The 19,655-nt window shown below is 75.2% G+C and carries 21 protein-coding genes; 4 read left to right on the top strand and 17 right to left on the bottom strand.

The genetic code is table 11. The annotated features are described in order from the left end of the window. Positions 1–104 precede the first annotated feature (104 nt). The 10 genes from nirD to QNO07_RS12885 all read right to left on the bottom strand — a co-directional run bounded on the left by nirD (position 105) and on the right by QNO07_RS12885 (position 11,123). A complete protein-coding gene (nirD, locus tag QNO07_RS12930) occupies positions 105–500 on the bottom strand; it encodes a nitrite reductase small subunit NirD (RefSeq protein WP_283992007.1) in 396 nt (131 codons plus the stop codon). Continuing rightward, complete coding sequence (nirB, locus tag QNO07_RS12925) at positions 497–3,085, bottom strand: nitrite reductase large subunit NirB (protein WP_283992179.1); 2,589 nt, start codon at positions 3,083–3,085, stop codon at positions 497–499. Before nirB ends, nirD begins: the two co-directional genes overlap by 4 nt. A gap of 80 nt (positions 3,086–3,165) precedes the next feature. Next, entirely contained in the window at positions 3,166–4,434 is a 1,269-nt protein-coding gene (locus tag QNO07_RS12920) for an NAD(P)/FAD-dependent oxidoreductase (protein ID WP_283992006.1), read from the bottom strand. 68 nt (positions 4,435–4,502) lie between these two features. Further along, positions 4,503–5,717: a cytochrome P450 family protein gene (locus tag QNO07_RS12915; protein ID WP_283992177.1), complete on the bottom strand. Its 1,215-nt coding sequence runs from the start codon at positions 5,715–5,717 to the stop codon at positions 4,503–4,505. A 38-nt stretch (positions 5,718–5,755) separates the two neighbouring features. Continuing rightward, a complete protein-coding gene (locus QNO07_RS12910) occupies positions 5,756–7,042 on the bottom strand; it encodes a cytochrome P450 (RefSeq protein ID WP_283992005.1) in 1,287 nt (428 codons plus the stop codon). Continuing rightward, positions 7,039–7,587, bottom strand: a complete 549-nt coding sequence (locus QNO07_RS12905) for a GTP-binding protein (protein WP_283992176.1) — start codon at positions 7,585–7,587, stop codon at positions 7,039–7,041. The genes QNO07_RS12910 and QNO07_RS12905 overlap by 4 nt, the downstream gene beginning before the upstream one ends. Before the next feature lie 145 nt (positions 7,588–7,732). After that, positions 7,733–8,092, bottom strand: a complete 360-nt coding sequence (locus QNO07_RS12900) for a DUF742 domain-containing protein (protein WP_283992004.1) — start codon at positions 8,090–8,092, stop codon at positions 7,733–7,735. Then, complete coding sequence (locus tag QNO07_RS12895) at positions 8,089–8,535, bottom strand: roadblock/LC7 domain-containing protein (protein ID WP_283992003.1); 447 nt, start codon at positions 8,533–8,535, stop codon at positions 8,089–8,091. The genes QNO07_RS12900 and QNO07_RS12895 overlap by 4 nt, the downstream gene beginning before the upstream one ends. Next, a complete protein-coding gene (locus QNO07_RS12890; RefSeq protein ID WP_283992001.1) occupies positions 8,532–10,070 on the bottom strand; it encodes an ATP-binding protein in 1,539 nt (512 codons plus the stop codon). Before QNO07_RS12890 ends, QNO07_RS12895 begins: the two co-directional genes overlap by 4 nt. A 204-nt stretch (positions 10,071–10,274) precedes the next feature. Beyond that, entirely contained in the window at positions 10,275–11,123 is an 849-nt protein-coding gene (locus QNO07_RS12885) for an NAD(P)H-binding protein (RefSeq protein ID WP_283991999.1), read from the bottom strand. Between the two features lie 80 nt (positions 11,124–11,203). On the opposite strand from QNO07_RS12885, the gene QNO07_RS12880 reads away from it, so the two are divergent. Continuing rightward, a complete protein-coding gene (locus QNO07_RS12880) occupies positions 11,204–12,241 on the top strand; it encodes an AraC family transcriptional regulator (RefSeq protein ID WP_283991998.1) in 1,038 nt (345 codons plus the stop codon). A 100-nt stretch (positions 12,242–12,341) separates the two neighbouring features. Here QNO07_RS12880 and QNO07_RS12875 read toward each other — a convergent pair whose 3' ends face one another. Next, the gene (locus QNO07_RS12875; protein WP_283991997.1) at positions 12,342–13,265 is read right to left on the bottom strand and encodes a hypothetical protein; all 924 of its coding nucleotides are present in this window, start codon (positions 13,263–13,265) and stop codon (positions 12,342–12,344) included. Continuing rightward, on the bottom strand, positions 13,262–15,010 hold the full coding sequence (locus tag QNO07_RS12870; protein ID WP_283991996.1) for a serine/threonine-protein kinase: 1,749 nt from the start codon (positions 15,008–15,010) through the stop codon (positions 13,262–13,264). The genes QNO07_RS12875 and QNO07_RS12870 overlap by 4 nt, the downstream gene beginning before the upstream one ends. Positions 15,011–15,182: 172 nt before the next feature. Between QNO07_RS12870 and QNO07_RS12865 the strand changes: the two genes are divergently transcribed. Next, positions 15,183–15,887 carry a helix-turn-helix transcriptional regulator gene (locus QNO07_RS12865; RefSeq protein ID WP_283991995.1) on the top strand — a complete coding sequence of 235 codons (705 nt, stop codon included), beginning with the start codon at positions 15,183–15,185 and terminating at the stop codon, positions 15,885–15,887. Positions 15,888–15,933: 46 nt separating this feature from the next. Here the strand turns inward: QNO07_RS12865 and QNO07_RS12860 are convergent, their stop codons facing one another. The 5 genes from QNO07_RS12860 to QNO07_RS12840 form a co-directional block, all read right to left on the bottom strand. Further along, positions 15,934–16,377 (bottom strand): ankyrin repeat domain-containing protein, encoded by a 444-nt coding sequence (locus QNO07_RS12860; protein ID WP_283991994.1) that lies wholly within the window; start codon positions 16,375–16,377, stop codon positions 15,934–15,936. A 237-nt stretch (positions 16,378–16,614) separates the two neighbouring features. Beyond that, entirely contained in the window at positions 16,615–17,025 is a 411-nt protein-coding gene (locus tag QNO07_RS12855) for a VOC family protein (RefSeq protein WP_283991993.1), read from the bottom strand. 98 nt (positions 17,026–17,123) lie between these two features. Next, positions 17,124–17,561, bottom strand: a complete 438-nt coding sequence (locus tag QNO07_RS12850) for a nitroreductase/quinone reductase family protein (protein WP_283991992.1) — start codon at positions 17,559–17,561, stop codon at positions 17,124–17,126. 108 nt (positions 17,562–17,669) lie between these two features. Further along, positions 17,670–18,350: a SanA/YdcF family protein gene (locus QNO07_RS12845; protein ID WP_283991991.1), complete on the bottom strand. Its 681-nt coding sequence runs from the start codon at positions 18,348–18,350 to the stop codon at positions 17,670–17,672. A gap of 89 nt (positions 18,351–18,439) precedes the next feature. Beyond that, positions 18,440–18,661: a DUF6011 domain-containing protein gene (locus tag QNO07_RS12840; RefSeq protein WP_283991990.1), complete on the bottom strand. Its 222-nt coding sequence runs from the start codon at positions 18,659–18,661 to the stop codon at positions 18,440–18,442. A gap of 104 nt (positions 18,662–18,765) precedes the next feature. Here QNO07_RS12840 and cutA point away from each other — a divergent pair, with 104 nt between their 5' ends. Both cutA and QNO07_RS12830 read left to right on the top strand, forming a co-directional pair. Next, positions 18,766–19,086 carry a divalent-cation tolerance protein CutA gene (gene cutA, locus QNO07_RS12835; protein WP_283991989.1) on the top strand — a complete coding sequence of 107 codons (321 nt, stop codon included), beginning with the start codon at positions 18,766–18,768 and terminating at the stop codon, positions 19,084–19,086. A 124-nt stretch (positions 19,087–19,210) separates the two neighbouring features. Further along, positions 19,211–19,597 (top strand): DUF427 domain-containing protein, encoded by a 387-nt coding sequence (locus QNO07_RS12830; protein WP_283991988.1) that lies wholly within the window; start codon positions 19,211–19,213, stop codon positions 19,595–19,597. Positions 19,598–19,655: the final 58 nt, after the last annotated feature.

The raw sequence follows: 19,655 nt of genomic DNA, 5'->3' as shown, positions 1-19,655 counted from the left end.
AGCGGAAGCACCGGGTCCGCAACCGGCCGCCCCCGCCCCGGCCTTCACCGGCCGGGGCGGGGGCGGCCGGGGCGGCACCGGGACCTTCGGCTTCAATCCGTGGGTCAGCCGCCCAACCGGGCGGCGTGCACGACCACCGACACCGCGTCGTCGTCCAGGCAGAGTCCGGAGAGCAGGTCGAAGCGCTGCTTGAGCAGCGGCGACGCCACGAAGGGGCGGCCCTGGGCGCTGCCGAGCAGCCCGCGCGACAGCACGTAGGCGCCGGTGAACGGGTCGCGGTTGTCGAGTGCGTGCGGCCGGCCGTTCCGGTCGACGAAGACGGCGACCTGCCGCCCGTCCGGCAGCAGCGCGGCCACTCCGCGGCCCGGCACCAGCGCGGCGCTGTCGCACACCGGCACCCACTCCTCACCCCAGCGCACCTCCACCCGGGCGGTGGTGGTCGGACGGGGGGCGGTCTGCGGGTCGGGCACGGTGGTCGTCCCGGGCACGGTCGTCGTCATCGGGCCTGGCTCCCTTCAAGAGTGCGGACGGGGATGTCGGGGCCGGACAGCAGCGTCAGGTCCGGCTTGATCTGGCCGCGCTCACCGACGAACCGCACCGACGGGTCGGGCGTGCCGGGAGCGTTGACGAACGAGACGAAGCGGCTGAGCTTCTCCGGGTCGGCGAGCGCGGCGGCCCACTCGTCGCGGTACCCGGCCACGTGCCCGGCCATCAGCTCCTCCAGCTCGCCGCAGATGCCCAGCGAGTCGTGCACCACGACGTCCCGCACGTGGTCGAGGCCGCCCTCGATCCGGTCCAGCCACACCGAGGTGCGCTCCAGCCGGTCGGCGGTGCGGATGTAGAACATCAGGAACCGGTCGATGAGCCGGACCAGCTCGGCGTCGGAGAGGTCCTGCGCCAGCAGGTCGGCGTGCCGGGGCGTGGCGCCGCCGTTGCCGCCGACGTACAGGTTCCAGCCGCCGGCGGTGGCGATCACCCCGAAGTCCTTGCTCTGCGCCTCCGCGCACTCCCGCTGGCAGCCGGAGACGGCGGACTTCAGCTTGTGCGGCGAGCGCAGCCCCCGGTAGCGCAGCTCCAGGTCGATCGCCATCCGCACCGAGTCCTGGACGCCGTAGCGGCACCAGGTCTGCCCCACGCAGGACTTCACCGTGCGCAGCGACTTGCCGTAGGCGTGGCCGGACTCGAACCCGGCGTCGACCAGCCGGGTCCAGATGGCCGGCAGCTGGTCGACGCGGGCCCCGAACAGGTCGATGCGCTGACCGCCGGTGATCTTCGTGTAGAGGCCGAAGTCCCGGGCGATCTCCCCGATGACGATCAGTCCCTCCGGGGTGATCTCCCCGCCCGGCACCCGCGGCACCACCGAGTAGGACCCGTTGCGCTGGAGGTTCGCCAGGAAGTGGTCGTTGGTGTCCTGGAGCGCGGCCTGCTCGCCGTCGAGCACGTGCCCGTCGGCGCCGATGGCCGGGGCGAGTGAGGCGATGAGCGAGGCGACGGTCGGCTTGCACACCTCGCAGCCCTCACCGCCGCGGGCCGCCTCCCGGCCGTGCTCGTCCAGCAGCTGGCGGAAGGAGGTGATCCGCAGGGTGTGCACGATCTCGTACAGCTCCTGGCGGGTCCGCTCGAAGCAGCCGCACAGGCCCTTGTCGACGGTGACGCCGCGGGCCTCCAGCTCGTCGTCGATGATCCGGCCGAGCACCTTGACGCAGCTACCGCACCCGGTGCCAGCCCTGGTGCACTTCTTCACCTCCGGCACCGACGTGCAGTCGTGCTCGGTGACCGCGTTGCGCACGGCGCCCTTGGTGACGTTGTGGCAGCTGCAGATGACGGCCTCGTCGGGCAGCGAGCCCGGTCCCAGCGCGGCCGGTGCGCCCGCGCCCGCGGGCAGCACCAGCGTCTCGGCGGACACCGGCGGCACCGAACCGGTCAGGGGCCGCAGCATGCCGTAGGCGTCGGCCTCACCGACCAGCACCCCGCCCAGCAGGCGGCCGTCCGCCGACATCACCAGCTTCTTGTAGACGCCGCTGCGCGAGTCGGAGTAGACCACGTCCAGGCAGTCCCCGCTCCGGCCGTGCGCGTCCCCGAAGGACGCCACGTCCACCCCGAGCAGCTTCAGCTTCGTCGAGGTGTCCGCGCCGGTGAACCGGGCCTGCCCGGCGGAGGCCGAGTCCCGGCCGTCCTCACCGGGGAGGGCCGCGTCGATCGCGTCGGCGGCGGCCTCGGCCATCTCGTAGCCGGGCGCCACCAGGCCGTACACCGTGCCGTCGGCGGCGCGGGCGCACTCGCCGACGGCGTACACCGCCGGGTCCTCGGTGCGGCACTGCTCGTCGACGACGATGCCGCCGCGCTCGCCGACCTCCAGGCCGCAGTCCCGGCCCAGCTGGTCGCGGGCCCGCACCCCGGCGGAGAACACCACCAGGTCGGTGTCGACCACCGAGCCGTCGGACAGCCGCATGCCGCTGACCCGGCCGTCGTCGCCGGTCAGGATCTCCTGCCCGCCGACGGAGGTCCGCACGTTCAACCCCATCGCCTCGACCGTGCGGCGCAGCGCGGCGCCGCCGCCGTCGTCGACCTGGAGCGCCATCAGCCGGTCGTTGAACTCCACCACGTGCGTCTGAAGGCCCAGGCCCTTCAGCGCGCCTGCCGCCTCCAGGCCCAGCAGGCCGCCGCCGACGACCACACCGCTGCGCGATCCGGCCGCGTACGACTCGATGGCCAGCAGGTCCTCGATGGTGCGGTAGACGAAGCAGCCCTCGCTGTCGGCGCCGGGCACCGGCGGGACGAACGGGTAGGAGCCGGTGGCCAGCACCAGCGTGTCGTAGCGCACGGCCAGCCCGGAGCGGGTGGTGACGGTGCGGGTCGCGCGGTCCACCGAGGCGGCCGGGTCGTCCAGGCGCAGCTCGATGCCGTGCCGCTCCAGGAAGCCGTCCTCGACCATGCCCAGCTGCTCGGGTGTGGTGCCGGAGAAGTAGGAGGTGAGGCGCACCCGGTCGTAGGCCGGGCGCGGCTCCTCGGCAAGCACGACGACGCGGGCCCGCCCGGTCACGCCGCGGGCGGCAAGAGCCTCCAGCAGGCGGTGCCCGACCATGCCGTGGCCGATCAGCACGATCACCGGGGAGCCGGGTGCGCCTGCGGCGTCCAGGGCTGCGGATGTCTCAGCGGCGGTCGTCAAGGGGTGCCTCCGTCATGGGTGAGCAGGTGCAGCAGGGGTGCGTCGGGGAGCGGTTCGCGGTGCTCCCAGGTGCGGGCGAGGGCGCCGACCGTGTCGAGGTCGCCGAGCAGGATGCCGCCGACCAGCTCGTCACCGGAGACGACCACCTTGCGGTAGGCGCCCCGGGTGGCGTCGGCGAGCCGCACGGTGTCGTCGTCGGGCCGGGGGCGGGTGCGCCCGAACGCGGCCAGGTCGAAGGGGCCGGGCCCGGCGAGGGTGAGCCGGGTCATGGCGCGGGTGCCCCGGTAGCGGTGGCCGCCGCCGGGGTCGGTGAGCACCCCGGCCAGCACGTCGGCCTGCTCGCGGGCGGCGCCCGCCAGGCCGTACACGACGCCGGCGTGCTCGGCGCAGTCACCGACGGCGTGCACGTGCGGGTCGTCGGTGCGCAGCTCGTCGTCGACGACGACGCCCAACGCGGTGGCCAGCCCGGCCGCCCGCGCCAGCCCCGTCCTGGGACGCACGCCGCAGGCCAGCACCAGCACGTCGGTGCCCAGCGCGTAGCCGTCGGCCATCACCACCGCGCGCACCGCGCGGCGGCCGGTGGCGGGGTCCGTCCCCGTCTCCACGCCGCGGGCCCGGCAGGCGGTGTGCACCTCGACGCCCAGGCCGGTCAGGTGCCGGTGCAGCAGCCCGGCCGACTCGGCGTCGAGCTGCCGCTCCATCAGGTGCTCGCCCTGGTGCACCAGCACCGTCCGCACGCCGCGCGTGGCCAGCGCCCGCGCGGCGGAGACGCCCAGCAGCCCGCCGCCGACGATCACCGCGCGGGTGCCGTCCCCGGTCAGCGAGGACAGCGCCCGGCAGTCGTCCAGGGTGCGGAACGGGTGCACCCCGTCGGGCAGCTCACGGCCCGCCTCCGGAGCGGCCGTCGCGTCCTCCGCGAAGAGGCCGCGGATCGGTGGCAGCACCGGGTTGGAGCCGGTGGCGAGCACCAGCGCGTCGTATCCGATCGCGCTGCCGTCGTCGCACTGGACCCGGCGCGCGGCCCGGTCCAGCCGGACCGCCCGCACGCCCGCCCGGTACGTCACCGCGGGCGGGGCGGCGGGCAGGGAGATCACGTCGGCCGGGTAGGACCCGGCCAGCACGTCGGCGAGCAGCAGCCGGTTGTAGGGCGCGTGCGGCTCCTCGCCGATGACGGTGACCGCGCTCCCGCGGTCACCGAGCTGCTGCGCGAGCCGGGCACCGGCCATGCCGCCGCCGACCACCACCACACGCCTGTCCGTTGTCATACCGCTCAGCGTGCGGCGTCGCTGTTACCCGGCGGCATCGCGGTTGTTTCCCGCGCGGAACGCTGCCCTCAGCCGGCGTCGGCCACCGCTGTGAGCCTGACCGGCAGCCGGCTCACGCTGTTGCCGACGAAGCTGGCGTGCCGCCGCAGCTCCTGCTCGGGAACGGCGAGGTCCAGGTCGGGGTAGCGGGTGAACAGCCGCTCCAGGGCGACGGTGGCCTCCATCCTGGCCAGCGGCGCGCCCAGGCAGAAGTGCGGGCCGTGGCCGAGCGACAGGTGCCGGGCGGCGGCCCGGGCCACGTCGAAGCGGTCGGCGTGCTCACCGTGCGCCCGCGGGTCGCGGCCGGCCGCCGAGTAGCCGGCGAGCACCGGCGTGCCCCGGGGGATGACGGTCCCGTCGACGGTCAGGTCCCGGGTGGGGTAGCGGAACGGGAAGAAGCTGACGGGACTGTCCCAGCGCAGCGTCTCCTCCACCACGTCCGACCAGCCGGCCTTCCCGGCGCGCACCAGGTCGAGCTGGTCGCGGTGCGCGCACAGCGCCCGCACCGCGTTGGTGATGAGGTTGAGCGTCGTCTCGTGCCCGGCGACGATCATGAGCAGCAGCGTGCCGAGCAGCTCCTGCGGGCTGAGCCGGTCGCCGTCCTCCTCGCGGGCGGCGATCAGGGCGCTGGTCAGGTCCCCGCCCGGCGAGCCGGTGCGGGCGGAGACCACCGCGCCGAGCACCGCCACCAGTTCCTGGTTGGCCGCGACCGCCTCCTTCGGCCCGATGTCGGTGCTCACCACCTGGTTGGACAGGTGGTGCAGCCGGTCGTGGTGCTCGGCGTCCACACCGAGCAGTTCGCAGATCACACCCATCGGCAGCGGCAGCGCGAAGTGCCGCCGCAGGTCCGTGGTGCCGTCCTCGCCGACGGTGTGCGCGAGCCCGTCGAGCAGGTCACCGGTCAGCTCCTCCACCCGCGGGCGCAGCGCCTCCACCCGGCGGGCGGTGAACGCCTTGCTGACGAGTGAACGCAGCCTGCGGTGGTCGGCGTCGTCGGCGGTGGTCATGCCCTGCACGGTGGCGAAGGTGCGCAGCGGCCAGCCGTCCGGTATGCCGCCCTCCTGGAGGGCGGTGAAGTGGCGGGCGTTCTTCGCCACGTCCGGGTGGGCGAGGAACTCCCGCAGCGCGTCGTGGCCCAGGACCGCCATGCCCGGCACGTCCCCGGGCAGCACCACCTCGGCGACGGAGCCCTCCTGGAGCAGGCGGGCGTTGGCGGCGTGCGGGCAGCCTCCGGCGGCGTCCATCCGGTGCGGGGTGCGGGGTGAAGTGGAAGTGGAAGTGGTCAACGCGGCTCTCCTGGTGACGGTTCGGGCGGGAGTTGCGGATCGGTGAAGCGGACCGGGAGGGCGGCCAGGCCCTTGCTCCACGGCGACTTGACCCAGGCCAGCTCGCTCTCCGGCACGGCCAGTTCCAGGTCGGGCAGGCGGTGCCGCAGGGTGTCCACGGCGGTGCGGGTGATGAGCCGGGCCGGGTCCTGCGCCGGGCAGGTGTGGGGTCCCGCGCCGAACGCCAGGTGCGAGCGGTTGCCGACCACCGGGTTGCCGTCCGGCGGCAGCACCTGCGGGTCGGCGTTGGCGCCCGCCAGCCCCAGCACCAGCATGTCGCCGGCCCGGATGTCCTGGCCGCCGAAGCGCAGGTCGCGGGTGGCGTAGCGGGCGGGGAAGTTCTGCGTCGGCGGGAACCGCCACAGCACCAGGTCGAGGGCGTCGTCGACGCTCAGGTGCCCACCGGACAGCGAGGAGCGGAAGTTGGGGTCGGTCAGCAGGACCCGCAGCGTGGTGGCGATCCAGTTCACCGTGGTCTGGTTGCCGGCGACGAACATCACCACCAGGTTGTGCAGCACCTCCTCGTCGGTGAGCGCGGCCGGGTGGCGCAGCAGCGCCGTCGTGACGTCGTTGCCGGGCCGCTGCCGCTTCTCCTCGATCAGCGCCAGCAGGATCGCGCCCATGCGCCTGCTGGCGTTGGCGGAGTCCGCGGTGGCACCGGCCGTGCCGGCGATGGCCTGTACGAACTGCTGACCGGTCCGCTCGTCCAGGCCCAGCAGCCCGGTGATGACCTGCATCGGCAGCTTGCGCGCGTAGTGCGGCACCAGGTCGGCCTCGCGGCGGTCGGCGAACGAGGCGATGAGCCGCTCGGCGGCGGCCCGGACGCTGCGGCGCAGCTCGTGGCCGTTGATGCGGCCCAGCGCGTCGGAGACCGCCGCCCGCATCCGGCGGTGCTGCTGCCCGTCCGCGAACAGCAGCGCCGGCCGCCACCCGACCATGGGCAGGATCGGAGAGTCCGCCGGCACCCGCCCCTCGCGCAGCAGCAGCCAGTGGCGCGGGTCGTGGGAGAAGTCCTGCTCCTCGCGGGTGAGCCGCAGCAGCTCGCCGTGCCCGATCACCAGCCACGCCCGCACCCCGGGCGCCAGCATGACGGGCGCCACCGGCCCGTGCTCCTGCCGCAGGTCCTCGTACAGTTTCGGCAGTCCGTCGCCGTCGAGCTGCGGGCCGTACAGCTGCGCGGGGGCGGGGCACCTGCCGCCGCCGGTGTGTCCGGCGGCGGCCCAGGACGGGGGAGAGGCGGTCATGGCTGCTCCGTCGCGGTGTGGATGAGGTGGGCGACCAGGGCGATGAGGGCGCGGACCGAGGAGGGGTGGTCGCGGGCGTCGCACCGGACCACCGGGGTGCCCGGCAGCAGGTCGAGCGCGTCGCGCAGCTCCGCCTCGCCGTGCTGCGGACTGCCGGGGAAGGCGTTGACGGCGACGGCGAACGGCAGCCCCAGGTCCTCCAGGTGGCCCAGCGCGTCGAACGACGCCGCCAGGTCGCGGGTGTCGACGAGTGCCAGCGCGCCGAGCGCGCCGCGGGCCAGTTCCTTCCAGGCGGGCAGGAAGCGCGGCTGACCGGGTGTGCCGAACAGGTAGAGCACCAGCTCGCCGTCGATCGTCATGCGCCCGAAGTCCAGCGCGACGGTGGTGGTGGTCTTCGTCCCCGCCCCGACGGCGTCGACGCGTTCGCCCGCCCGGGTCATGACGGCCTCGGTGGACAGCGGCCTTATCTCCGAGACCGTGCCGATCAGCGTGGTCTTGCCCACCCCGAGCGGGCCGACGACCAGGATCTTGGCCGCCCCGGCCACGCTGGACGGCACGTACCTGCCCTCCGCACCGCCCGGTGCGGAGGGCCCCGGCGGTCCCGCCGGGGGCCGCGCCACTGCCTCGCGGGCGGGTGCGGGCCGCTCGGGAGCGGCGGCGCCGGCCGCCCGCGATGCCGGGCCCGGGGTGTCAGAGGCGGCTCTCGAGCCCATGGAGGACCTTTCTCAGCATGGTCAGATCGGTGCGTTCGGCCGGTGGCACGGGCGGGCGGGTGACGATCAGGCCCCAGTCGGCCAGGTCCGCGAGCAGCACCTGCACCACCGGGGGCGGCTGGCCGAGGTGGGCCGCCACCTCGGCCACCGACAGCAGCCCCTGGCACTGCGTGAGGATCACGCGGTGCTCCGGCTGGAGCGTCTCCGGAGCGGGCATCTCCACGGCCATCACCAACGTCTCCCAGGGGAGGGCCGCGGCACCGGCGTCCGCCCGTCCACCGGTGATCACATAGGGGCGTACCGCGGAGGTGGTCCGTTCCTCCCAGCGGTCCGTCATGAGGCGGGGGTCACCGGGTCCCGGGGCCGGCTGCTCAGGTGCGCGCCGATCTTCGCGACCAGCAGCTGCATCTGCTGGGCCACCAGGCCGACGTCGGCCCCGGTGTCGGTGGCGACGCCCAGGTGCGCGCCGGTCCCGGCGGCGGTGAACAGCACGAAGCCGTGCTCGGACTCCAGCATCAGCTGCCGCACCCCGGCGCCGTCACCGAACAGCAGGGCGGCGGTGGAGCGCCCGGTCATCGTCATCGCCGCGCAGGCGGCGGACAGCGACTCCGCCTCGGCGAGGCTGAGTTCGGCGACCGCGCCGGACAGCCCCTCGGCGGACGCGTGCCCCAGCCGCAGGCCGTCCTCGGAGACGACCACCGCGTGACGCACTCCCGGTATCTCGATCAGCGGCCGGAGCATCCAGCCGAGGTCGGGCAGTCTGGTGATGGTCCCGGTCATGGCCGGCCTCCGTCGTGTCGGTCGGGGACGTCGTGGGGGCCCGGAACGCCGTGCGGGTCGGGAACGCCGGGCCGGTCGGGTACGTCGTGCGGCTCTGTGACGTCGTGCGGCTCCGTGACGTCGTCGAGATGCTGGGCGGCTGCTCTGCCGCGCCGCGAACCGGACAGCACGCTGGCGATCGACGCCCGTGCCTCCTCGGGGGTCCACTCCTGTGCCGCGGGGGCCGTGGCGGCGCCGGCCCGGGGCGCGGGCTCGGGACGGCCGGAGCCGCGGCGGCGGTTGCGCCGGCGCGGCAGTCCGCTGTCACCGGCGGGTCCCGCTCCGGCGGGCTCGGCACCGGTGGGACGGCCGGCCCGCTGGTGCGCGGGGTGGTGGTCGGCTCCCGGGTCACCGGGGCGCTGGGCGCCGGGCTGCCGCCCGTGGTCGGCGGCGGGGTCGGCCAGGTGGGACAGCGGCTCGGTCAGCAGGCGGTGCGGCACGAACGCCACCGCCCGGGTGCCGCCGTAGGCCGACGCCCCGGTCAGCTCCACCCGGAAGCCCAGCTCGCGGGCCCAACGGCCCACGCAGGCAAGGCCCAGGCGCGGCACCGCGCCCAGCCGGGCCAGGTCGAGGTCGTCGCGCAACTGGGCCGTCGCCTGGTGCAGCACGTCCGGCGGCATGCCCAGGCCGGCGTCGTCGATCTCTATCACCGCGCCCGCGCCCACCTCCCGCACGGTCACGACGACCTGGGTGCGGGACGGCGAGAACACCGTCGCGTTCTCCAGCAGTTCGGCCACCGCGTGCATCAGGCCCTCGACGGCGGGCGCCACCATGTACAGGCTCTGCCCGCCGTGCACCTCGACGCGGCCGAACTCCACGATGCGGGACTGCGCGCCGCGCACGCAGTCGTACAGCGACACCGGCCGGGTCTCCCGCCGCGCGGGCCAGATCCCGCACATCACCAGCAGCGTCTGCGCCTTGCGGGTCATCTGGGCGGCGGCGTGGTCGGCCTTCATCACCCCGGCCATCAGCGCCGGGTCCTCCAGCGACTGCTCGACCTGGTCGAGCACCTGCTGCTGCACGGTCGCCATGGCGTGCATGGTGCGGGCCACCGACTCGAACGCCGCCTGCACCGAGTCGCGCAGGGCCCGCTCCCGCCGGACCGCCTCGTCCGACCCGAGCGCGTCGACGACGGCTGCGAGCGCCCGGGCGAACTCCTCACCGGTCTGCGACGCGGGGGCCAGCGGCCCCGGCGCCCCGTCGAGCCGCTGCCCGGCGCGCACCCGCTCGGCCACCGCGGGCAGCCGGACCCGCGCCAGGTGGACGACCTCCGCCGCCCGGGCGTCGGCGACGGCCTGCTGCCGAACCCGCCCGGCCCGCTCGCCCGCCGCCGCGCGGTGCGCCCGCACGGCCCACGCAAGGCTCAGCACCGCCAGCGCCGCGCACGCCCCGCCCAGCACCGGTAACCGCCCGGCGGCAGGTAACCAGGCCACCGCCGTGCCGGTGCCGGCCGCCAGCGCCACGGCGGGCAGCCACCATCCGGCTGCTTCCCCCACTGACCGTCTCCGCACGCGTGCGTGGCCCCTTCCGCTGGTCGCCCCGAAGCCCGCACTGATCCGCAGGCATTCAGATCCTACGAGCAACGGGCCATTTCCCAGCGCGGGTTGGTCAACTCCTGTCACCCGCAGAAGGTGCCGGACCGACCGAGTGCGCCCGCCGGCACACCGGCGGGCGTCGCAGGTCGCCGATGGCGTCGCAGGTCAGGCGGTCCACACCCCGGTCGCGGCGACGGCCGCCGCGTAGTCGGCGAAACTGCGCGGCTCGCGCCCCAGGACCTCCCGCACCCCGCCGGCCAGCCGGGCCAGGCCGCCGTCCCGCACCTGGCCGAGCAGGTCCCCCAGCAGCGCCGTCAACTCCTCCGGCAGCCCCAGTCCGGCCATCATCGCGGCGAACTCCTCCTGCCCCAGCGGCACATAGCGGACCTCGCGCCCTGACGCCGACGCGATCGCGGCGACCGCGCCACCGAACGACAGCAACTCCGGTCCGGTCAACTCCAGATGACGGCCCGCCCACCCTTCGTCGAGCAGGGCGGCCACCGCCACGTCCGCGATGTCCCCGGCGTCGATGAAGCCCTCCAGGCCCTCACCCGCGGGCAGCGCCAACTCGCCGGCCCGCACGGCCTCCAGGAAGAACGCCTCGTCGAAGTTCTGGAAGAACCAGCCCGGCCGCAGCACCGTCCAGGACGGCGCCCGGCCGGTCACCGCCTGCTCCGCCTCCCGCACCCACTTCTCGGCCGGGCTGAGCCCCGCCTCCGCAGTCCGGGCGGACAGCATCACCACATGCCGCACGCCCGCCGACACGGCCCGGTCGGTGAACGCGCCCAGGTCGTCCACCGACCGGCTCGTGCCCAGGTCGGGGGCGTAGGCGACGTACGCCCGGTGCACCCCCTCCAGCGCGCCCTCCCACGTCGAGCGGTCCGCCCAGTCGAACGGCCGAGCCGCCGACCGCGACACCGCCCGTACCGGCACGCCCCGCTGCTCAAGCCTCTCGGCCACCCTGCGCCCGGTCTTGCCCGTGGCGCCCGTCACCAGTGTCAGTTCGTTTGTCATGCCGTCAGTCAACCGCCGCCGGGTGAGACGATCCATGGCTGATCGGCTCGATCCCATACGCGGGCGTCTACGCTGTGGGGGTGGACGTACTCTCAGAGCTTCTCGACGGCACCCGGGCCCGCGGCGGCATGTTCCACCAGGTCGTGATGGACCCGCCCTGGTCGCTGCACATCAAGGACGAGGCGCCGCTCGGGCTGCTGACGATGGCACGCGGCACGGCCTGGCTCACCCCGGACGGCGCCGACCCCGTCCGCCTCCGGCCCGGCGACATCGCCGTGCTCCGTGGACCCGACCCCTACACGGTCTCCGACGTGCCCGGCAGAGCCCCGGACATGGTCGTGCATCCCGGTGACCGCTGCACCACACCCGAGGGTGAGGAACTGTGCGAGGCACTGGCGCTGGGCGTGCGGACCTGGGGCCGCAACCGCGACGGCGCCGACCTGCTGGTCAACGGCACCTACCAGGTGCAGGGCGGTATCAGCCGGCGGCTGCTGGCCGCCCTGCCGCAGTTCCTCGTCCTGCCCCAGGAGAGCTGCGGCTGCCCGCTGCTGCCGCTGTTCGCCGACGAACTCGCCCGTGACGCACCGGGCCAGCAGGCCGTCCTGGACCGCCTGCTGGACCTGACGCTGATCGCCACCCTGCGGGCCTGGTTCGACCGGCCCGACGGTGACGCGCCCCGCTGGTACCGGGCGCAGGGCGACCCGGTGGTCGGCCCGGCACTGAACCTGCTGCACCTGCACCCCGCGCGGCCGTGGACGGTCGCGTCGCTGGCCGCCGCCGTGGGCGTCTCGCGGGCCGCGCTGGCCCGCCGGTTCACCGACCTGGTGGGGGAACCGCCGATGTCGTACCTCACCGGCTGGCGCATCGACCTGGCCGGCGACCTGCTGCGCGAACCCGGGGTGACCGTCGCGTCGGTGGCCCGACAGGTCGGCTACGCCAACGCCTTCGCGCTCAGCGCGGCGTTCAAGCGCCTGCGCGGCCTCAGCCCGAGCGAGTTCCGGGCCGGCCCGACGGCCACCGGCGGCGCGGCCGAGGGCGGCCAGCCGGAACGCGCCCTCGTGCGCGCCCCGGCGCGCGTTACGGCACCTGAGCCGGGGCTGCGGGCGGTGGTGCGCTGAGGCTGAGCGCGGTGGTGCGCTGAGCAGCCGTCCGGCCGCGACCGGCCGGGTCCGGTCCGGGGTGGCAGCCGCCGGTGACGGGCCGTCACGCGTGGCGGGCCTACTCGCACTGGTAGCGGAACGCGGCGGAACCGCTGCGCTGCCCCGGCGAGACAAGCTCCAGGGTCGCCACGGCCTGCTGGGTGCCCTGCCCGCGGAACGTCCACAGCAGCCGCAGCCGTGCCTCGTCCTGCCCGCGGGCCACCCGCTCCTCCTGCACCGGCGACGCCGTGCCGTCGCTGCGTACCCATCGGTAACGCAGCGTGCCCGCAGCGCCGTTGGTCGTCACCGTGCCCACCACCTCGGCGGTGCCGCCGCACCCGGGACCCGGGCCGGAGGTGCGCACCGACAGGTCCCGCACGTCCAGCGGCGGCCCGACCCACCGCCAGCCGAACCAGCCCGCGGCGAGTGCCACCACCACCGCGACCGCCAGCAGCGACCGACGCTGCCGCCGCCTGCGGCGCACCCCCGGCGGCACGACGGCGGGTGGCAACCGGTCCGGCACGCCCGGCCCGAACCGCAGCACCGCCCCCTCCGTCGCCTGGGCGACGCCAGGAGGGGCAGTGGGGGACAGGGCGGTGGGGGACGCGCCCGGTTGCGGCAGCGTCGCGTGCGGTGCCGCGCCGGGCGCCGAACCTGGCTCCGCGCCGGGCAGCTGGCCGGTCTCCGGGCGCGTGCGCACGGCGGTGTTGGCGGTGTCCGTCACCAGGGTGCTGACCAGGGTGGGCAACTCGGCGGGTGCGTCTGTGGCCGGACCGGTGGGAGCGTCTGTGGCCGGACCCGCGGCCGGACCCGCGGCCGGACCCGCGGCCGGACCGGCGGGCGGCCCGGGCGCCGGGTCGCCGGGCGTGGCCGGCTCCGCCACCACCGTGGCCCGCTCGCCGTCCGCCGCCCCCGCGGGGACGGCGTCACGCGGGTCGGACGCCGGCTTCTCGAACCAGTGGTCACCCAGCTCGGTCGCCCGGTAGCCGTCGTCCCCGCTCACGAGAGGCATCCTCTGGTCGTGACGCGTTGCGAGGAGCCGCCGTTGGCCGCCGCCGGGCTCGTCGAGGCCCGCACCTCCCAGAAGCAGGCGGTCCGGGTGGCGAAGGTGTGCGCCACCTGCACGGTGTAGGACGTGTCGCCGCTCAGGTCGAGGGTCTGCGTCGCGCCGTCCTGCTGTCCGCCCTGCCCGAACTCGTCCGCATACCAGGCGAGGGTCAGCACCACCGGCCCGGTGCTGCGGGCGCGCACCGTCACCGAGGCGCTGGCGGTCTGCGGCCCGGTCTGCACCAGGGAGCCGACCTCCACCGCGTCCACTCCGGCGGGAGGTGGCGTCGACGGGCCTGCGGGCGGTGCGACCGTCGGCGGGGGTGAGCTGCCCGGTGCGGGCGGCTCACCCGGCCCACCGCCCGGTGCTCCCGGTCCGCCGCCGGGCCCGCCCGGACCGCCGGGGCCGGGCGGCTCCCCGGGGCCGTCGCCGCCACCCGGTCCGCCGGGCTCGCCCGGCAGGTCCGGCGCGTCCGGCCCGTCGGCGTCGGCGTCCCCGTCCGCGCCCTCGGTGCCGTCAGCCTCCCCGTCGGTGCCGTCGGGGTCGCCGTCGAGGTCCGCCGGGTCGCCGGTGCCGGACGCGTCGGGAGTCGGGCCGCCGGTGGCGGGTCCGGCGGGTCCCGCGGTCGCGGGCCCGGCCGCGCTGGTCGCCTCCGTGGTCGCCACCGTCTGCGCCTGCGCGCGGTGCCCGCCGGTGCCGGCCGCCGCGGCGGCGCCGAACAGCAGCGCCGCGACCAGCCCGGCGGCCAGACCGGCCACCCATCCGTGGTGCCCGCGTGCGGACCGCAGCACGGTACGGGCGAACGTCGTCACGCCGCCCGGGTTCTGCCCGAGCGCGGACGGGAACAGCAGCGGCACCAGCGCCGCCAGGGCGGCCAGCCGCCGACGGCCGCGCGACTCCCACCGCGGCCCGTAGGCCCGCTCGGCGACCTCGTCCAGCTCGGCCACGAACGCGGCGGCGTCCGACGGCCGCTCGGCCGGATCCTTGGCCAGCCCGCGCCGGACCAGGTCCCGCACCGGCTCCGGTACCAGCTCGTCGGGCACCGGCGCCTCGATGTGCTGGACGGCCAGCTCGGCGAGGTTCTGGCCGGTGTACGCCTTGCGGCCGGTCAGGCACTCGAAGAAGCAGGCGGTGGCCGCGTACACGTCGGTGGCGGGGGTGGCCGGGCCGCCGTTCCACTGCTCGGGGGCCATGTAGACGGGCGTGCCCGACGCGCCGACCCGCTCGCCGGTCCGCGCCGAGATGCCGAAGTCGACCAGTTTGGACACGCCGTCCGCGGTGACCAGCACGTTCTCCGGCTTGTAGTCGCGGTGCACCACACCGGCCGCGTGGGCAGCCGCCAGGCCGAGCAGCGAGCCCTTCAGCACGGCGAGCGCGGCCTCCGGGCCGGTGGCGCCCTCCCGCTGGAGCAGGCGCCGCAGTGCCACGCCGTCGACCAGCTCCATCACGATGGCCGCGCCGGACGGGCCCTCCACGTACTCGTACAGACCGGTCACGAACGGGCTGGTCAGACCGGCCAGCAGCTCCGCCTCGGCGCGGAACGCCTCCCGGAAACCAGCGTCCCGCCGCAGCTTCTGCGACAGGTACTTCACCGCCACCGGCGTACCCGTCGCCTCGTGCACCGCGTGCACGACCCGTCCGCCGGCGCCCGCGCCCAGCTCCCGGGTCTCGCTGTACCCGGGGACGATCCAATCAGCCATGGCGTCCCCCCGCCATAGGTGGGCCGTCCGTACGGCCCGTCGCCGGACCAGACGCCACCGCCGGGCGGGCCGGTTCCGTCACCGGCCGGCGCCGCCGCTCCGGCACGCCGGGTCCGCCGCCAAGGTACCGGCGCGGAAGCGCCACGGGAATCAGTACGGCAAGCTGGTCGGCGTGTACCGGGAACGGAGGTCAGGGCTCGGCGACGGCACGGTGGTGTGGTCGCGAGCCGCGCTGCCCGCGGAAGGTCCCGCGGCAGCGCCGGCGGCGGGCAGCGTCCGGGTGCTGCCGGACGGCTGCATGGACCTCATCTGGCACGACGGCGCGCTGCTCGTCGCCGGTCCTGACACCCGGGCGCACGTCTCCGCCGGAGCGCCGGACGGCGCCTGGGCCGGGTTGCGCTTCCCGCCCGGCGTCGGTCCGGCGGTCTTCGGCGTGCCCGCCAGCGAACTGCGGGACCTGCGGGTCCCGCTGGACGCCGTGTGGCCCGCGGCCCGGGTGCGCCGCCTGACCGGGCAGGTCAACGGGTCGGCCGACCGGGGCGCCGCCCTGGAGGAGGTGGCGGCCGACGCCGGCGGCACACCCGACCCGCTGTGCCGGGCGGTGGCGGACGCGCTGGGCCGGGGCCGGCCGGTGTCCGAGGTCGCCAGGGACGTCGGACTGAGTGAACGGCAGCTGCACCGCAGGGCCCTGCGGTCCTTCGGATACGGCCCGAAGACCCTGGCCCGGGTGCTGCGGCTGGAACGCGCCCTGGCCCTGGCCCGCACGGGCCGCCCGCCCGCCGACGTCGCCGCGGCAACCGGCTTCGCCGACCAGGCACACCTGGCCAGGGACGTGAAGGCCCTCGCAGGAGTGCCCCTCGGCGAGCTGCTGGGGTAGCGGTGCCTGCCTGCTGCAACGGGGACCCCCAGGCCCGACGATCGCGTCATGATCCCCCGGACGGCGTCCCTGTCGGATGTGCTCCCGCGGCGATGAGGAGTTCGGCGGCCTCGGGACGGGAAGCGTGGTTCGCCCAGTCCAAGGGGGCCCAACCCGTTCCGCCGTCCTCACGAAGGTTCGGGTCAGCGCCGTGCGCCAACAGCACGCGCACCGTCTCGGTGTGGCCCCAGCACGCGGCTGCGCACAACGGCGTGCCCTCGGAGCCGACTCCTCCGCTCTCTGCGTCGGGGAAGACCCCGGCTTCCGTCAGCAGGCGGGCGATCTCGGCCTCCCCCTGCACGGACGCCAGGTACAGAGGCGTGGTGCCGTCCCTGTCCCCCAGCCCTGGGTCTGCCCCGGCCCCCAGGAGCGCCTTCACGCGGGCGGCGTCGGCCTCCAGGATGGCGTCGGCGAGATGGCGGGAGAGCTTCTTCCGCTGCCGCTGCTTCATGGTGATGCAGGCTAACAACCGTCAACCGCGAAGGCGGTGGAAGCACTCAACCCGCCACCGAGGGTCTCGCGACGCTCTGTGATCTGTCCCGCACTGACGAAGCTGACGGAGGCCCCGGGGGGACGCCGAAGGACCGCATGTCGCGATCCGTCTTCCCCCGGGTGCGGCCACCGGGCCGGTAGCGGTGTGGCTGTACCCGCCCCCGCCCCCGTCCGCCCCCGCACCCGCCTACCGGGCTCAGGGGGCGTCGGGCAGGGGTGCGAAGAGGTCGACGGTGTTGCCGTCCGGGTCCTCGACGACCGCGTAGCGCTGGCCCCAGAAGGCGTCCCAGGGGTCGCGCGCCCCGGGAACGCCGGCCGCCAGCAGTTCGGCGTAAAGGGTGTCCACGGCGGACGGGTTCTCGCAGCGGAACGCCAGCGACATCCGGCCCTCGCCGGTGGGCAGTTCCCAGCCCGGGTGCATGGAGCGGATGACGTCCACGGTGTCCCAGGCCAGGCGGACGCCGCCCGGTCCGGTCACCTCGGCGTGGGGGGCGGTGTCCGCCTCCGCGGGGATGTCCAGGCCCAGGCGCCGGTAGAACGCGAGAGTCGCGGGCATGTCCTTCGTGACCATGCCGACAAGGTCGAAACGGGGTGCTGTGGTTGCCATGCCCGCACCGTAGACCGCCGCGCCGCCGCAGGTCTTGAACGAATCGGACACCGCGCCGTCCGCAGGGGCCGTACCGGCCGCCTCCCGTGCGTCTGGTGTCAGGTGAGGCGGGTCAGCTCCACCAGCGGGATGCGCCGCCCGGCCTTGGCCTGGTGCTCGTCGAGGAACGGCCACTGCGCCAGGGCCTCGTCCCAGAGCGCCGGGTAGGCGTCCTCGGACGGTTCGGAGGCGGATGCGGTGAACGTCTCCGTGCCCAGCTCCACGGTGACCTCCGGGTGTGCCAGCACGTTGTGGTACCAGTCCGGGTTGCGGGGCGCGCCGAGGAAGGACGCCACCACGAAGAGCCGGCCCCCGGGCATCACCAGGAAGCCCAGCGGATTGGTGCGGCGTGTGCCCGTGCGCGCGCCCGTGTGGGTGAGCAGCAGCAGGCCGTCGGCGTTGAACGGCAGCCCTTCGCCGAGCGGCCCGGAGCCCTTCTGGGCCCGGAACCGCTCGGTCACGTGATGGTTGAACGCGTTCGCTTCATCCGGGTTCATGGCCCGAGCCTAGGACGGAAGGGCCGGATATCACCGGCAACTCACGGTCGAATTCCCCGAGTTCCCGGAGGCGCGGTTTCGCGGCGGGGGAGCGCCCCCGGGGTGCGGTCAGCGGTCCAGCGCGCGGGCGACGCCGGGTTCCTCCGGGCCGAGGAACCTCGGGTCGGGCCGGAAGGTCGCGTTCAGCCCGGCCTTGCCGGCGGCGGCCAGCTCCCGCAGTGTGCCGTGGTACCAGACGGCGTCCCTCGGCTCGTCCACCGCGACGCCGTGCACATCCAGTCCGGCGGCCTCGCACAGCGCCACCGTGCGTGGCACGTGGTAGCCCTGGCTGACCAGAAGAGCCCGCTCCACGCCGAAGATCCGGCGGGCGCGGACACAGGAGTTCCAGGTGTCGAAGCCCGCGTAGTCGGCCACGATGCGGTCCGCGGGCACCCCGCTGTCCTCCAGGTAGCGGCGCATCGCGGACGGCTCGTCGTAGTCCTGCCGGCTGTTGTCCCCGGTCACGAGCAGGGCCCGCACCGCGCCCCGCCGGTACAGCTCGGCGGCGGCGTCGAGCCGGTGGGCGAGGTAGGGCGTGGGGCGGTCGCCCCACAGCCCGGCCCCGAACACCACGGCGACCGGCGCGGAGGGCGCGTCGGCCGCGCTGCTGATCCGGTCCTCGGTTGACACCTTGATCCACACCGCGGGCAGCAGGGCCAGCACACACAGCAGCACGGTGATCTGCACGGCCTGGCGCTTGCGTCTGGTCGGTATGCCGTGCGCCAGTGCGCCGGTCGGTTCGCTCTTCACACGCGGGATGACGCAACCGGCGCGGCGGTGGTTGCCGCCGCAACTGCCCTACCCCGCAGCGCACATCCGCCCCGGGGCCGCGCGGCCGTTCACAGGCCGGGCAGGGTGTCCTGCTCGACGTCGAACGCGGGCGGTCGCGGGGCGGCGCGCAGGCGCAGCTTGCGCCGGCAGCCCTTGCCCATGCCCCAGCGTCTGGCGTCGTGCCCGTGCAGCGGGCGCCCGCACAGCCGGCATTGCACGCCGGGCGGTCCGTCGTCCTCGCCTGCGGTGTCGGGCGCGCTGTCGGGAAGGGGTTCGGGTTCCGGCCGCATGCCCCCAGGGTGGCACCCCGGTGCGACAGCGGCGGCCGGACGCGCGGGGGCGGCGCCCGGGTGGGGCCTCGCGCGTGAGGCGGACGGGATGCCACCGTGGACCCATGACCGACATCCTCACCGTGCTGACCACGACCGACACCGCCGAACGGGCCGCCGAACTGGCGCGGGGCGCGGTACGCGACCGGCTCGCCGCCTGCGCTCAGGTGAACGGACCCGTGACCTCCGTCTACCGCTGGCAGGGGGAGATCCACGCCGACCCGGAGTGGCAGGTGCTGCTGAAGACCACCACCAACCGGTACGAGGCCCTGGAGGCGTATCTGCGGCAGGCGCACACCTACGACGTGCCGGAGATCATCGCCGCGCCCGTCACCGGCGGCAGCGCCGACTACCTGGCATGGGTCGCGCGCGAGTGCGACGGTTGAGCGGCCGCCCGCCGAACGCCAGGACGCGGGGGAGCAGCGGGGACGCGGGGGAGGGCCGGGGACACTTGGGTACACCGCACCTGACGGACACCCGAGCAGCCCTCTCTCCCACCACGGAGGTCCCATGAACGCCCACCACTCCGCTTCCGCCGGCTCGCGCGGTCACCGGGTCCACGTCGAACCGTCCGCCGCCCGGGTCCGGGTGGTGATCGACGGGCGGACCGTCGCCAAGACCGAGCGCCCGGTGCTGCTCACCGAGACCGGTCTGCCGGACCGGTACTACGTCCCGGCCGCCGACGTGGACTTCACCCTGTTCCGGGCGTCCGGCACCCGCACCCGCTGCCCTTGGAAGGGTGAGGCCGGCTACTGGTCGTACACCGCGGGGCAGGACGAGGCCGTGCACCGGGACGCCGTGTGGGCCTACCCCGAGCCGCTGCCCGAGGTGGACCTGATCAGGGACTGCGTCTGCTTCGACGACTCCGCCGCCCAGGTCACCGTCACCACCACCTAATGGGAGCTACCGGGTGAGCCGCGCTGGCAGACTCGGTGCCTGGTAGCCGCCGGTGAGT

The sequence above is a fragment of the Streptomyces sp. 549 genome (genome assembly GCF_030124175.1).
Taxonomy (GTDB): domain Bacteria; phylum Actinomycetota; class Actinomycetes; order Streptomycetales; family Streptomycetaceae; genus Streptomyces.
The sequence above is the reverse complement of the archived record's forward strand: the minus strand, read 5'-3'. Positions and strand labels throughout refer to the sequence as shown.